Origin of the sequence: Pseudonocardia sp. EV170527-09 (assembly GCF_008369905.1) — a bacterium.
In the GTDB taxonomy this organism is placed as follows: domain Bacteria; phylum Actinomycetota; class Actinomycetes; order Mycobacteriales; family Pseudonocardiaceae; genus Pseudonocardia.
This window is the reverse complement of sequence record NZ_VRMC01000062.1, coordinates 1-13,526: the sequence shown is the minus strand read 5'-3', so window position 1 is coordinate 13,526 and position 13,526 is coordinate 1. Positions and strand designations below refer to the sequence as shown.

The window sequence follows — 13,526 nt, the reverse complement described above, 5'->3', positions numbered from 1 at the left end:
GCGCGGACGCGGTGAACGGTGACCCGGCGAAACTCCGGTCACTCTGGCGGGTGTCCGGAGGGACACGCGAAAATGCCCCGGAGCAGAAGCTCCGGGGCATTCTCAGATCTGCGAGGAGATCAGCCGATCGAGTCGCCGGCGCCGGCCTCCTGGCCGCAGTTGTCGGACTGGTCGGTGACCGAGTCGCCGGACTTCGCCTTGGCGTCGCCCAGGATGCCCAGGGCACCGGTGAGGCCGTTGAGGGCGGAGGCGTCCTCGACCGGGACCTGCACGCCCAGCACGTTGACCGGGATGTTGTTGTTGCAGGCCTGGATCGGCACGTTGAGGTTGTTGCCGTTCAGGCCGGCGATGAGGCCCTTGGCGTCCTTGTCGATGACGTTCTCGGCACCGTGGTGGCCGCCCTTGTGGCCGTGGTCGCCGCCCTTGTCGCCGGCGAAGGCGAGCGGGGACAGGGCGAGCAGGGACGCGGCGGAGGCCGCAACCACGATTCCAGCCTTCTTCAGCACAGTTTTCTCCTGTTGAGTCTCGAGTCCGCCCGAAGCCGGTCTCACGCGTGCCGGCACGCTGACGAGGGGGAGCCCGTACCGACTGCCTGAAAAGCTACCGCTGTTATTCCGACGAAACAAATCTCGTGACCCTATCGAGCTACACTTTCACTGACGGTTCCGATACTCCCCAAATAGGTTGTTCTGCCCCCGCGCGTCCGAGCCGTCGCCGTCCGCGGATCGTGCACCCTGCGTGGCCGGATACGTCCGAACGGACGCGTCACCGGCAGCCCTCGCGGTCGTTCGGTTCCGGGCCGCCTACGCTCCGGGGGTGGATCTGCTGCACGCGACGGCGGAGCTCGCGTCGCGGCTGGACCGGCTGCGGCCGGGGGTGCTGGACGGGCCGCCGCTGTACCCGTCGATCGCCCGGCGGGTGGCCGCGGAGCCGCTCCAGGACCCGGCGGCCCTGGTCGTCACGGCCGGGCGGCTGCGTGCGGAGGTCGCGGCCGCGGAACTCCCGGCCGGCCGTCGCCGGTACCTGGAGGCGCTGCTGGTCGCGCTGCGGTGCCGGGCCCGGCTGCTCGCCGGCGACGACATCGGCTACCTCGAGCAGGTCCGCGACCTGTTCGGGGTCGTCCCGCGTCGCAGCGAGCCGGACGAGCTGTACGAGGCGCACCGCAGGCTGGCGGGGGCGCTGCCCGGGCGCGGTCCGCTGGCCGCCCGGATGCAGGACCACCGAGCCGCCGACGTCGTCCCCGCCGAGCGGCTGGCCGACGCGGTCGCCGCCGCCGTCGCGGAGCTGCGCGGCCGCACGCGCAACGCGTTGGGGCTCCCGGCCGACGAGCGTGCCGACGTCGGCCTCGTCGGCGCCCGTCCCTGGACGGCGTTCACCCGCTACCGCGGCGGGCTGCACAGCCGGATCTCGGTCGCGACGACCGGCCGGGTGCGCGCCGGGTCGCTGCTGCCGTTGCTCGCCCACGAGGTCTATCCCGGCCACCACCTGCAGTACTGCCGGGCCGAGATCGCGTCGGCGCGGCACCCGGAGCTGGCGCTGCGACTGGTCCACAGCCCACAGGGGCTCGTCGCGGAGGGCGCGGCGGAGGCCGCCGTCGACGTGGTGCCCGGCCCCGGCTGGGGCCTGGTCGCCGAACGCGTCCTCGCGGGCGTCGGCGTGCACCTCGACGGCCCGGCCGCGGAGCGGATCGAACGGGAGCTGGACCTGCTCGGCCGGGTCCGGCTCGACGCCACGCTCATGCGCCACGTCGACGGCGCCGGCCCCGACGCGGTGCTCGCCCACCTGTCCCGATGGCTGCTGGTCGACGACGACCGGGCGCGGCGGATGCTCGACTTCCTCGACCATCCCCAGTGGCGCACCTACCCGGTCACCTACGCCGAGGGCGGCCCGCTCGTGCGCGCCCGGCTCGCCGCGGCCCCGGACGGTCCCGCCGCCGCGCTGGCGGCCCTGCTCGACACCCCGGTCCTGCCGTCGGATCTGGTCACCGACGGTGGCACCGGACGCGGCCCGGATCGCGTCGGACCACCTCCGGCAGCGGTCGGGTTGCTCCGTACGCCGGTCTCCGACTGAGCCGAACGGCTCGCAGCCGAACGAGGTGTCTGTACCCGACTCGACGCCGGACGGTACCGATCACACGATGAACGGCACGTTACGACTGTTCCATCAGGGGTCAACGTCGCGATCCGACGGAGCGTTGCTATTGACCGCACGAGGGTGACCACTAGTAGCGTCCATGTCGACGGGCTGTACCCGATGCGGCCCGTTCGGGAGGCCCTGGAGTGGTGTCACACGCACCCGAGAGGGCCGGCACCCGGCCCTCGCGGGCGTGCCGGCCGGAGGACCGCCATGGTCCCTCCGCGTCGTCGCGGCCCGCACCAGGGCCGGCCGGCCCGACGCAGAGCAGGTGCGGTGCCGCGCCTGCGAGGGAGCACCCGTGACCGATCGTCGTCCCGCCCTCACCGACCCGACCCCCGCACCGCAGGGGTCCGTCGGGGACGCACCGGCAGGTACCACCCGCTGCTACGTGCTCGACACGTCCGTGCTGCTGTCCGACCCCTGGTCGCTGCAGCGCTTCGACGAGCACCAGGTCGTCCTGCCGCTCGTCGTCATCAGTGAGCTGGAGGCCAAGCGTCACCACCCCGAACTGGGCTGGTTCGCCCGGACCGCGCTGCGCCAGCTCGACGAGCTGCGCGTCAGGTACGGCCGTCTCGACGCACCCGTGCCGATCGGCGAGTCCGGCGGCACGTTGCACGTCGAGCTGAACCACTCCGACCCCACGGTCCTGCCGGCCGGGTTCCGCACCGACTCCAACGACTCGCGGATCCTGGCCTGCGCGCTGAACCTGAAGGCGGACCCGTCCGTGCCGCCGGACGTCACGCTGGTCACCAAGGACATGCCGTTGCGGGTCAAGGCCGCCGCGGTCGGTCTGGACGCCGACGAGTACCACGGCCAGGACGTGCTGTTCTCGGGCTGGACCGGCATGACCGACCTGGAGGTGACCGCCGAGGACGTCGACGCGCTGTTCCGCGACGGCGTCATCGACCACGACGAGGCCCGCGACCTGCCCTGCAACACGGGGTTGCGGCTGATCGGGGCGTCGAACGCGCTCGGGCGGGTCACCGCGGACAAGCGGGTCAAGCTGGTGCGCGGGGACCGGGAGGCGTTCGGGCTGCACGGCCGTTCCGCCGAGCAGCGGATCGCGCTGGACCTGCTGCTGGACAACGAGGTCGGGATCGTGTCCCTCGGCGGACGCGCCGGGACGGGCAAGTCGGCGCTCGCGTTGTGCGCGGGCCTGGAGGCGGTGCTGGAGCGACGGCAGCACCGCAAGATCGTGGTCTTCCGGCCGCTCTACGCCGTCGGCGGGCAGGACCTCGGCTACCTCCCGGGCAGCGAGGTCGAGAAGATGCAGCCCTGGGCGCAGGCGGTCTTCGACACCCTGGGGGCGATGGTCAGCCAGGACGTCATCGACGAGGTCATCGCCCGCGGCCTGCTGGAGGTCCTGCCGCTGACCCACATCCGCGGCCGGTCGCTGCACGACACGTTCGTGATCGTCGACGAGGCGCAGTCGCTGGAGCGCAACGTGCTGCTCACGGTGCTGTCGCGGCTCGGGACGGCGTCGCGCGTCGTGCTCACCCACGACGTCGCGCAGCGCGACAACCTCCGCGTCGGACGGCACGACGGCGTCAACGCCGTCATCGAGAAGCTGAAGGGCCACCCGCTGTTCGCGCACGTCACGCTGACCCGCAGCGAGCGCTCGCCGATCGCCGCGCTGGTCACCGAGATGCTGGAGGGACCCAACTCCTGACGACGGCACACGGCCCCCGTCGGCGGTCGCCGACGGGGGCCGTGGTGTGTCTCAGTCGAACAGGTCCGGGTCGGTACGGACGACCTCGTCCCACAGCGGCTGGTAGGAGAACCAGCCGGCGTACGGCGTGCCGGTCTGCTCGGCGGTGAACCGCGCGTTGGCGTGGTCGACGAGTGTCGGCGTCCCCGCGGCCTCGGCCAGCAGCTGCGCCTGGCAGTTGCGCTCGGTCGAGATGAACCACCAGGCGGCCTCGGCGACCGTCTCGCCGACGGAGAAGATCCCGTGGTTCTGGTGGAAGACCATCCGCCGGCCGGTCAGGCCGCGGGCCAGGGCCCGGCCCGCCTCCGGGTCGAGCACGACCGCGCCGGCACCCTCGTGGACGACGCCGTGGTTCTCGTAGAGGGCGCAGGCGTCCTGGGTGATGGGGTCCAGCGGCCGGCCCAGCGACGACCACGCCTTGCCGTACACCGAGTGGGCGTGCGCGGCCGCGACGACGTGCGGGTGCGCCTCGTGGGCGGCCGAGTGGATGACGAACCCGGCCTGGTTCACCGGGCGGTTCCCGTGCCGGACCGTGCCGTGGTGGTCGACCATGATCAGGTCCGAGACCCGGATGTGCCGGAAGCTCATGCCGAACGGGTTGACCCAGAACATCTCCGGGTCCTCCGGGTCGCGCACGGTGATGTGCCCGGCGACGCCCTCGCCGAAGCCGAAACGGCCGAAGATCCGGAACGCCCCGGCGAGCTGCTGCTTGCGGTGCAGGCGTTCCTCGGCGGAGGTGGCGAACGTCGGTGGGACGGGCAGACCGCCGGTACCGCCGCCGCCGAGGGCGGCGGTACCGGAGCTGCTGGTGGTGGTGTCCTGCGTGGGGGCGGTCATGACCCGACCGTGCGCCGGATCACGCGCCGGGTCAAGGGGTGGTTCAGAGGCCGTGCGGCGTGCCCTCGGTGAACCCGGCGGTGGTCTGCACCCCGACGACGGAGCGCTCGTGCAGCTCGTCGACCGAGCGGGCACCGGCGTAGGTGCACGCGGAGCGGACGCCCGAGCAGATCTCGTCGAGCACGTCCTCCACGCCGGGGCGGTCCGGGTCCAGCCGCTGACGCGAGGACGAGATGCCCTCCTCGAACAGCGCCTTGCGGGCCCGGTCGAACGCGTTGTCGCTGCGGGTGCGTGCGCTGACCGCGCGCTTGGACGCCATCCCGAACGACTCCTTGTACGCGCGGCCGTGCTCGTCGCGCAGCAGGTCTCCGGGGGACTCGTAGGTGCCCGCGAGCCAGGAGCCGATCATCACCGACGCCGCGCCGGCGGCCAGGGCGAGTGCGACGTCGCGCGGGTGGCGCACCCCGCCGTCGGCCCAGATCACGGCGCCGCGCTCGCGGGCCGCGGCGGCGCACTCGGCGACCGCGGAGAACTGCGGGCGCCCGACGCCGGTCATCATCCGGGTCGTGCACATCGCACCGGGGCCGACGCCGACCTTGACGATGTCGGCGCCCGCCTCGACCAGGTCGGCGACACCCTCGGCGGTGACCACGTTGCCGGCGGCGACCGGGACCGTGGCCCCGGCCTCGTCGACCACACGGCGGACCGCGCCGAGCGCGTCGGCCATCTTCTCCTGGTGGCCGTGCGCGGTGTCGACGACGAGGACGTCCACCCCGGCGTCGAGCAGGGCCTTCGCCTTCACCGCGACGTCGCCGTTGATGCCGATCGCGGCCGCGGTGCGCAGCCGGCCGGCGCCGTCGAGGGCGGGGGAGTAGATCCCGGCGCGGATCGCGCCGAGCGGGGTGAGCAGGCCGGCGAGGCGGCCGTCGCCGTCGAGGCCGAGTGCGACGGCCTTGCGGCGGGTGTCGAGCTGCTCGAACACCTCGCGCGGCTCGGTGCCCAGCGGCAGCGCCAGCGGGTCCGCGTCGAGGACGTCGGCGAGGCGGGTGAAGCGGTCCACCCCGGCGCAGTGCGCCTCGGACACGGTGCCGACCGGGCGGCCGCCGTCGTCGACGACCACGACGGCGTCGTGGGCCCGCTTGGGCAGCAGGTTCAGCGCGTCGGCGACCGCGTCGGAGGTGCGCAGCACCAGCGGGGTGTCCCACACCGGGTGCCGGGACTTGATCCAGGACACGATCTCGGCGACGGCATCGGTCGCCACGTCCTGCGGGAGCACGGTCAGCGCGCCGCGCCGGGCGAGCGTCTCGGCCATCCGGCGTCCGGCGACGGCGGTCATGTTCGCCGCCACCACCGGCACCGTGGCCCCGGAACGGTCCGGGGCGGTGAGGTCCACGTCGAAACGGGACGTCACGGTGGAACGGCGTGGGACGAGGAAGACGTCGTCGTAGGTCAGGTCGTGCTCGGGCCGGCGGTCGTCGAGGAAGCGCACGATATCGGGATGCTACGCCTCGGGGCGTTGTCACGCGTCCGTCATGTGAGGGGAACCGCCGGGCAACCCCGTGTGCCTAACGTCGGGTACATGCCGGTGCCGTCGCCGAACCCTCGTGTGCGTGCCGCAGACGTGCGCCGGCTCCGTGACCTCCTGCGCATCGCGGTGGCCGGGGGCGGGCGCCCCGGGGGGCTGCTGCCCGGCGAGGACGAGCTGATGGTGCGCCACGCCGTGCCGCGCGCCGTCGTCCGGGCCGCCCTGGGTCTGCTGGGCGAGGAGGGGCTGCTGCGGCCGGGGCCGACCGGGTACCGGATCGTCGCCCGCCCGCACTACCCCGGACGGGCCGCCGTCACGGGCACGGGCACCCGCCTCCCGCGCTGGCTGGAGCGCACCGGGATCGCCGCGCCCGACGTGCTCGCCGAGTGGCTCGGTGTGCCGGTCGGGGCGCCGTGCCTGCGCACCGAGTGCGTCTCGGCGACGGCCGGTGGCGGCGCGGTGCTGGAGACCCACTACGTGACGACCACGGCCGCGGCGCGGCTGCTCGCGGTGCCCGGGACCGGTCCCTTCGACCAGCAGCTGACCGAGGCAGGATTGCACCCGGTGTGGGCGGACACCCGCTCCGGCCCGGTGCCCGCCGACCCGGACTCCGCGTCGCTGCTCGGCGTCGCCGCCGGTGCCCCGCTGCTCGGAGCCGAACGCACCCTGACCGGCGGCGACGGTCGCGTCCTCGCCGTCAGTGTGCTGCGTGCCGACCCGACCAGGACGGTGACCGCGGCCCGCGACGGCGCCGGGTCGGCTCAGTCGGACAGCAGCGCCCGCACCGTGTCGAGGGAGTCGGCCTCGGCCGGGGTCTTGTCCGGCCGGTAGCGCAGCACCCGGGCGAAGCGCAGCGCCACACCGCCGGGGTAGCGGGTGCTGCGCTGCGCGCCGTCGAGCGCGATCTCCACGACCAGCTCCGGGCGCAGGTGCACCACCCCCGGCTCCCGGGACGTCTCGTAGTCCGGGAAGGTCGCGGTCTGCCAGGCCAGCAGCTCGTCGGTCATGCCCTTGAACGTCTTGCCGACCATCACCGGCTCCCCGCCGTCCGGGTCGCGGGCGCCGAGATGGATGTTCGACAGCGACCCGGTGCGCCGCCCGTAGCCCCACTCGGCGCCCAGCACCACCAGGTCCAGGGTGTGCACCGGCTTGACCTTCTGCCAGGCCTTGCCGCGCCGACCGGCCGCGTACGGCGCGGCCAGGTCCTTCACGACGACGCCCTCGTGCCCCGCCGTCAGCGCCTCTTCGAGAACCGCGGCCGCCTGTGCCGGTGACGGCCGCCGTACCCCCGGCATCCGCAGCGCGGCATGGACGTCGGCGGCCAGCAGCCCGGCGAGCGCGTCCAGCCGGACCTCGGTGGGCTCGTCGACGAGATCGCGACCGTCGAGGTGGAGCAGGTCGAAGAAGAACGGCGACAGCATCACCTCGCCGCCGGACTCCTCGGTCCCGAACCGGCTCATCGTGTCCTGGAACGGGCGGGGGCGGCCGTCGTCGTCGAGGGCGAGGGTCTCGCCGTCGAGCACCGCGGTGTCACACGGCAGCCCACGGACCAGATCCACCATCTCGGGCACGCGAGCGGTGATCTCGCGCAGCGTCCTCGTCCACACCCGCACCTCGTCGCCGTGGCGGTGCACCTGGATGCGGGCGCCGTCCAGCTTGTGCTCGACGGTCACATCGGCGCCGAGCCCGGCCAGCGCGGCGTCGAGCGAGTCACCGGGGGAGGCGAGCATCGGCCGGACCGGTCTGCCCACCTCCAGAGCCACCCCGGCGAGTGCCTCCTCGCCGCCGGTCAGCGCGGTCGCCGCCGTCTCGGGGAGCCGCCCGGACAGCATGAACGCCCGCCGCACCGACGCCGCCGGCACCTCGGCCGCGGCGGCGACGGCGTCGACCATCAGCCCCTCCAGCGCGCCCTGGCGCAGCTCGCCGGTGAGCAGGCGGTGCAGGAACCGCTGCTCCTCGACGGTGGCGGCGCCGTACAGCTCGGTGAGCAGCTCACGGCGCCGGGCCGCCGAGCCCGCCCCGGCGGTGCCGGCCAGCTCGTCGAGGAGGACGTCGACCCGCTCCACCGTCAGCGACGGCCCCGCCGCGGCCGGCACGTCGACGCCCGACAGGGTCCGCCAGCCGGTGCCGATCCGGCCCTGCCGGGGCACTCCGGACAGCCACGCGACGACCGGCACGATCTCGGCCGGCGTGGCGACGCGCAGCAGCCCGGCGAGTGCGGCGGTCTTCTCCTTCCGCGCGCGGGTCGCCCCGACCGCGGCCGAGGTGGTGACGACGTCGGTGAACAGCACCGGGCCAGTGAAGCAGCGACCCCCGACACCCCGCGCGTCGTCGGGTCAGGCGGTGTGCACGACCTGCGGTGCCGGGGTGGGACGCGGGCCGCCCGCGGGCGGCAGGATCGCGCGGCGCCACAGCTCGGCGACCGGGACGACCCCGCGGCAGGTGCCGTCCGGTGCGACGACGACCAGGTCGTCGTAGCCGCGGGCCGGGTCGCCGGCCAGACCGATCTCCATCGCGCGGTGCAGCGGGGTCCGCTCGTCGACGGTCCGCGGCGGGTCCGCCAGCTCGGCCGCCGGCTTCTCGGCCCACAGCGCGTGGCCGAACCTGCCCGCCAGCTGGAGCAGGACACGGCTGCGGTCGAGGTAGCCGACCGGCCGGTGCGCCCGGTCGACCAGGACGATCCCGGCCGACTCGGGGCGGGCGCGCAGCACCTCGCGGGCAGTGTCGCCGACGGCGTCGTCGGGCAGGGTCACGGCCGGTACGGCGAGCCCGCGCACCGGGGGACCGGCCGGCCGGGGCGTCGCGGGGCGCTCGGGGACCGACGGTGTGACCCCGGTCGGTGTGACCCCGGGCGGTGCGGACCGGGGCGTGAACGGCTGCGGCACCGCGCTCAGCAGGCCGAGCAGCTCCGCACGGGTGGCCGGGTCGGCCTCGGGGACGGCGCGCGCCCCGCCCAGCAGCGGGCCCTGGGCGAGGGCGACGCCGGTCACGAACAGTCCGACCAGCCGTCCCGCGTCGTGGACCCCGGTCGCGGCGACCGGTGCCCCGGCCGTGCGGGACACCTCGAGCACCGCGCGGACGGCGGCCCCCGTGCCCGCGTCGAGCACCCCGCCGCAGAGGTCGGGCTCCAGCTTCACCACGTCCGGTCGGACGGCGGCCACCACCTCGGGCCCGAACGCGCGCCCGGCCCCGTCGAGCCCGATCCGGAATCCCCACCGCCGCAGCTCGGCCAGTGCCGGGACGAGGTGCTCGGCCGGCGCCGCGGCGGCGATCGGTGGCCCCACCTCCAGCAGCGGGGCCACCGGGTCGGTGGCGTCGCCGAGCATCCCGCGCAGCCGCTCCCGCGCGTGCAGGACGGTGTCCGCGGCGACGTCGACCTGGATCGGGATCGTGCCGCCGTGCGCGCGGGCCGACGCGACCGCCGAGACCGCGGTACCCGCGTCGAGCTCGGCGATCCGGCGGGCGTCCCAGCCGCGGTCACGGGCCACGACGGCCACCGCGTCGTGCTGCCGGCGCGGCACCACCTCGACCCCGGCGACGCGGCCGGTGCGCAGATCGTGCACGGGGACGTACGCGAAGCGCTGGTCGGCCATGGTGCGGTCCGTTCGAGTGAAATGGATCGACTGATGCTCACACAGTGTCACGTCGATGTGGACCGAACGGGGACCAGGGATGAACAGCGGGTGGACTGACCCGGTGCGCCCGGCCGGTGACCGGGCGCAGCCGGAGTCAGGAGCGCTTCTCGCCGCGGGTCATCGCCAGCACGTCCAGGGCGCGGTCCAGCTCGGTCTCGGTGAGCGTCCCGTTCGCCACGTGCCCGCGCTCGATCACGACCTCGCGGATGGTCCGGCGCTCCTTCAGCGCCTGCTTCGCGATGGCCGCCGCCTCCTCGTAGCCGATCTTCGAGTTGAGCGGGGTGACGATCGACGGCGAGGACTCGGCGTACTCGCGGGTGCGCTCGAGGTCGGCCTCCATCCCGTCGACGACCTTGTCGGCGAGCAGCCGCGCCACGTTCGCGATCAGTCGCGCGGACTCCAGCACGTTGCGCGCCATCACCGGCATCATCACGTTCAGCTCCAGGTTGCCCTGGCTGCCGGAGAAGCCGACACACGCGTCGTTGCCCATGACCTGGGCGCAGACCATCATCGTGGCCTCGCAGATCACCGGGTTGACCTTGCCCGGCATGATCGAGCTGCCCGGCTGCAGGTCCGGCAGGTGGATCTCGGCCAGTCCGGTCCGCGGTCCGGACGACAGCCAGCGCAGGTCGTTGGCGATCTTGTAGAGCGACACGGCGACGGTGCGCAGCGCGCCGGAGGCCTCGACCAGGCCGTCGCGCGAGCCCTGGGCCTCGATGTGGTCGGTGGCCTCGGCGAGCTGCTCCAGACCGGTGGTCTCGCGCAGCTTCGCGACGACTGCGGCGCCGAACCCGTCCGGCGCGTTCAGTCCGGTGCCGACCGCGGTCCCGCCGATCGGCAGGACGGCGAGGCGGGGCAGTGCGTCGCGGACGCGGTCGGCGCCGTAGCCGGCCTGGCTGGCCCAGCCGCCCGCCTCCTGACCGAGGGTGATCGGGACGGCGTCCATCAGGTGGGTGCGGCCGGCCTTGACGACCTCCGACCAGTCCGCGGCGCGGCGGCGCAACGCGGCCTCGAGGTGCTCCAGCGCCGGGACGACCTCGGTCGCCAGCGCCTCGGTGGCGGCGAGGTGGATGGTCGTCGGGAAGACGTCGTTCGACGATTGCGAGGCGTTGACGTGGTCGTTCGGGTGCACGTCCGTGCCGGCGCGGGCGGCCAGCGAGGCGATCACCTCGTTGGCGTTCATGTTCGACGACGTGCCGGAGCCCGTCTGGAAGACGTCGACCGGGAAGTGGTCGTCGTGCCCGCCCGCGGCCACCTCGTCGGCGGCCGCGGCGATCGCGCGGGCCCGGTCGTCGTCCAGTACGCCCAGCTCGCCGTTCACCCGGGCCGCGGCCGCCTTGACCAGGCCGAGCGCGCGGATCTGGGCGCGCTCCAGGCCACGACCGGAGATCGGGAAGTTCTCCACCGCGCGCTGGGTCTGGGCCCGCCACAGCGCGTCGGCGGGGACCCGGACCTCGCCCATGGTGTCGTGCTCGATGCGGAAGTCCTCGCTCATGGGCGAAGGTCTACTCCTCCGCGACCCGTCCCGCAGTGTTAAGTGAGCCTAACCTCACGGCAGCGGCGGGGCCTCGCCCTCGACGCCGTCGAAGTCGACGGAGGAGAACTCGCGCAGCTTGGTGAGGCGGTGGTAGCCGTCGATCAGCCGCACCGTGCCGGACTTGGACCGCATCACGATGGACTGGGTGGTCGCGCCGCCGGCCCGGTAGTGGACGCCGCGGAGCAGCGGACCGTCGGTGATGCCGGTGGCGCAGAAGAAGACGTTCTCGCCGCGCACGAGCTCGGCGGTGGTCAGGACCTTGTCGAGGTCGTGGCCCGCGGCGAGGGCCTTCTCCCGCTCGGCGTCGTCGGTGGGCCACAAGCGGCCCTGGATCTCGCCACCCATGCACTTGAGCGCGGCCGCGGTGATGATCCCCTCCGGGGTGCCGCCGACGCCGTAGAGCATGTCCACGCCCGAGTTGGGACGTGCCGCGGCGATGGCACCGGCGACGTCGCCGTCGGAGATGAAGGAGATCCGGGCGCCGGCCTCGCGGATCTCGGCGACGATCTGCTCGTGCCGCGGGCGGTCGAGCACGCAGACCGTCACGTCGGCGACGTCGGTCTCCTTGGCCCGCGCGACCCGGCGGATGTTCTCCGCGACCGGTGCGGTGATGTCGATGACGTCGGCCGAGTCCGGGCCGACCGCGATCTTCTCCATGTAGAACACCGCGGACGGGTCGAACATCGCGTCGCGCTCGGCGACGGCGAGCACCGCGAGCGCGTTCGGCATGCCCTTGGCCATCAGCGTGGTGCCGTCGATCGGGTCGACGGCGACGTCGCAGAACGGGCCCTCGCCGTTCCCGACCTCCTCGCCGTTGAACAGCATCGGGGCCTCGTCCTTCTCGCCCTCGCCGATGACGACGACACCGCGCATCGACACCGACGAGATGAGCTGGCGCATGGCGTCGACGGCGGCGCCGTCGCCACCGTTCTTGTCGCCCTTGCCGACCCAGCGGCCCGCGGCCATGGCGGCGGCCTCGGTGACCCGGACCAGCTCCATCGCCAGGTTGCGGTCGGGCGCCTCACGACGGCGGGGGGCGGCGGGGCTGGCGGACTGGCTCACGGATACGTCTCCATTCACGGGCGGCGTGCTCGTCGGCGACGTCCCCTCGCCCGGGTGGTGACCGGCGTACGGGGAGGCGCCCGGCGATCCTCGCACGTGGGGCGCCGGGGGAGCAGTGATGAGCGACCGACGCCATGCCTGGGACGATGGACACGTGAGCGCACGACCTGACCCGGGAACGCCGTCCTCGGAGCCCTCGGAGCCCGGCGGATCCCCGGCTGCCCCGGACCCGGCCACGGCGGTCTCCCCGCCTGCGGGCCCGGCCCCGACGGCTGCGGACCCGGCCCCGGCAGCGGCCCGGGCCGGACGGCCGCAGCCGCCGCCGGTGACCCGCCGGATCCCGGAGGCCGGGCCGCAGGCGATGCACAAGCCCGGCCGCGGCGACGCGTCGGTGCGCGACCTGATCTGGGCCTGCCTGATCCTCGTCCCGGTCGCGCTGCTGATCTTCTCGGTCGGCGGGTCGTGCTCGTTCTCGCCCGGCAGTCCGGCCGAGGACGCCGCGTCGGCGCCCACCGTCGATGCCCCGGCCCGGATCGCCGAGTACGCCCGCGGCTCGACCTTCCCGCTGCGGCTGCCGGACGTGCCGTTCCGGGCCAACTCCACCGACCGTGGCCCGGTCGAGGGCGGCGGCACCGCCGTGCGCATCGGCTTCGTCACCCCCGACGCGGACTTCCTGAGCCTGGTCCAGACCGACGGCTCGGTCGAGGGCGTCCTCGCCACCGAGTCCGGCTCCGCGGGCCGCGGCGACGGCCCCCCGACGATGCGCGGGACCGTGCAGGCGGGCGGCCTGACCTGGGAGGTCTACGGCGCCGAGGGCGGCGAGCCCTTCCGGATCGCGACGCTGCCCGGCCGTCCCGAGGTCCGCGTCCTGGTGACCGGCTCGGCGTCGGAGGACCAGTTCCGAACCCTCGCCGAAGCCCTCACCACCGCCCGAGTCTTCCCGCCCGGTTCCTGACGCTGCTCCCACAGGGGTTCCGACGTCCCACACGGGATCCGATCCCGTGTGCGCCGCCGGAACCCCTGTGGGACGTGGTTGTCCACATTGCGGGGAGTTGTCCACAGGGGTTCCGGCGGCGCACACGGCTG

At 74.2% G+C, this 13,526-nt stretch carries 11 protein-coding genes; 4 read left to right on the top strand and 7 right to left on the bottom strand.

Annotated elements, in window-relative coordinates; all coding sequences use genetic code 11:
• Positions 1-119: 119 nt before the first annotated feature.
• Positions 120-506, bottom strand: coding sequence for a hypothetical protein (locus tag FVA95_RS18795; RefSeq protein ID WP_149665362.1), 387 nt, complete (start codon positions 504-506; stop codon positions 120-122).
• Between the two features lie 310 nt (positions 507-816).
• Between FVA95_RS18795 and FVA95_RS18790 the strand changes: the two genes are divergently transcribed.
• Both FVA95_RS18790 and FVA95_RS18785 read left to right on the top strand, forming a co-directional pair.
• The gene (locus FVA95_RS18790) at positions 817-2,070 is read left to right on the top strand and encodes a DUF885 domain-containing protein (protein ID WP_149665361.1); all 1,254 of its coding nucleotides are present in this window, start codon (positions 817-819) and stop codon (positions 2,068-2,070) included.
• Positions 2,071-2,524: 454 nt separating this feature from the next.
• Positions 2,525-3,805 carry a PhoH family protein gene (locus FVA95_RS18785; protein WP_043278933.1) on the top strand — a complete coding sequence of 427 codons (1,281 nt, stop codon included), beginning with the start codon at positions 2,525-2,527 and terminating at the stop codon, positions 3,803-3,805.
• Between the two features lie 51 nt (positions 3,806-3,856).
• Here the strand turns inward: FVA95_RS18785 and FVA95_RS18780 are convergent, their stop codons facing one another.
• Both FVA95_RS18780 and FVA95_RS18775 read right to left on the bottom strand, forming a co-directional pair.
• Positions 3,857-4,681 carry a class II aldolase/adducin family protein gene (locus FVA95_RS18780; RefSeq protein ID WP_149665360.1) on the bottom strand — a complete coding sequence of 275 codons (825 nt, stop codon included), beginning with the start codon at positions 4,679-4,681 and terminating at the stop codon, positions 3,857-3,859.
• 43 nt (positions 4,682-4,724) lie between these two features.
• A complete protein-coding gene (locus FVA95_RS18775) occupies positions 4,725-6,170 on the bottom strand; it encodes a GuaB1 family IMP dehydrogenase-related protein (protein WP_149665359.1) in 1,446 nt (481 codons plus the stop codon).
• 90 nt (positions 6,171-6,260) lie between these two features.
• Between FVA95_RS18775 and FVA95_RS18770 the strand changes: the two genes are divergently transcribed.
• Entirely contained in the window at positions 6,261-7,037 is a 777-nt protein-coding gene (locus tag FVA95_RS18770) for a UTRA domain-containing protein (protein ID WP_161992356.1), read from the top strand.
• Here the strand turns inward: FVA95_RS18770 and FVA95_RS18765 are convergent.
• The 4 genes from FVA95_RS18765 to glpX form a co-directional block, all read right to left on the bottom strand.
• Positions 6,968-8,497: an ATP-dependent DNA ligase gene (locus tag FVA95_RS18765; RefSeq protein WP_149665357.1), complete on the bottom strand. Its 1,530-nt coding sequence runs from the start codon at positions 8,495-8,497 to the stop codon at positions 6,968-6,970. The genes FVA95_RS18770 and FVA95_RS18765 overlap by 70 nt on opposite strands.
• Before the next feature lie 45 nt (positions 8,498-8,542).
• Positions 8,543-9,799 carry an EAL domain-containing protein gene (locus tag FVA95_RS18760; RefSeq protein ID WP_149665356.1) on the bottom strand — a complete coding sequence of 419 codons (1,257 nt, stop codon included), beginning with the start codon at positions 9,797-9,799 and terminating at the stop codon, positions 8,543-8,545.
• Between the two features lie 136 nt (positions 9,800-9,935).
• On the bottom strand, positions 9,936-11,336 hold the full coding sequence (locus tag FVA95_RS18755) for an aspartate ammonia-lyase (RefSeq protein ID WP_149665355.1): 1,401 nt from the start codon (positions 11,334-11,336) through the stop codon (positions 9,936-9,938).
• 54 nt (positions 11,337-11,390) lie between these two features.
• The gene (gene glpX / locus FVA95_RS18750) at positions 11,391-12,377 is read right to left on the bottom strand and encodes a class II fructose-bisphosphatase (protein ID WP_193564382.1); all 987 of its coding nucleotides are present in this window, start codon (positions 12,375-12,377) and stop codon (positions 11,391-11,393) included.
• A 217-nt stretch (positions 12,378-12,594) separates the two neighbouring features.
• Between glpX and FVA95_RS18745 the strand changes: the two genes are divergently transcribed.
• Complete coding sequence (locus FVA95_RS18745; RefSeq protein ID WP_149665353.1) at positions 12,595-13,395, top strand: DUF4245 domain-containing protein; 801 nt, start codon at positions 12,595-12,597, stop codon at positions 13,393-13,395.
• The last annotated feature ends 131 nt before the right edge of the window (positions 13,396-13,526 follow it).

What these genes read in the sequence shown, in the direction of transcription:
- glpX (WP_193564382.1), bottom strand. Translation starts at nt 12,377, where the DNA reads ATGGAGCTGGTCCGGGTCACCGAGGCCGCCGCCATGGCCGCGGGCCGC.
- FVA95_RS18780 (WP_149665360.1), bottom strand. Translation starts at nt 4,681, where the DNA reads ATGACCGCCCCCACGCAGGACACCACCACCAGCAGCTCCGGTACCGCC.
- FVA95_RS18760 (WP_149665356.1), bottom strand. Translation starts at nt 9,799, where the DNA reads ATGGCCGACCAGCGCTTCGCGTACGTCCCCGTGCACGATCTGCGCACC.
- FVA95_RS18770 (WP_161992356.1), top strand. Translation starts at nt 6,261, where the DNA reads ATGCCGGTGCCGTCGCCGAACCCTCGTGTGCGTGCCGCAGACGTGCGC.
- FVA95_RS18755 (WP_149665355.1), bottom strand. Translation starts at nt 11,336, where the DNA reads ATGAGCGAGGACTTCCGCATCGAGCACGACACCATGGGCGAGGTCCGG.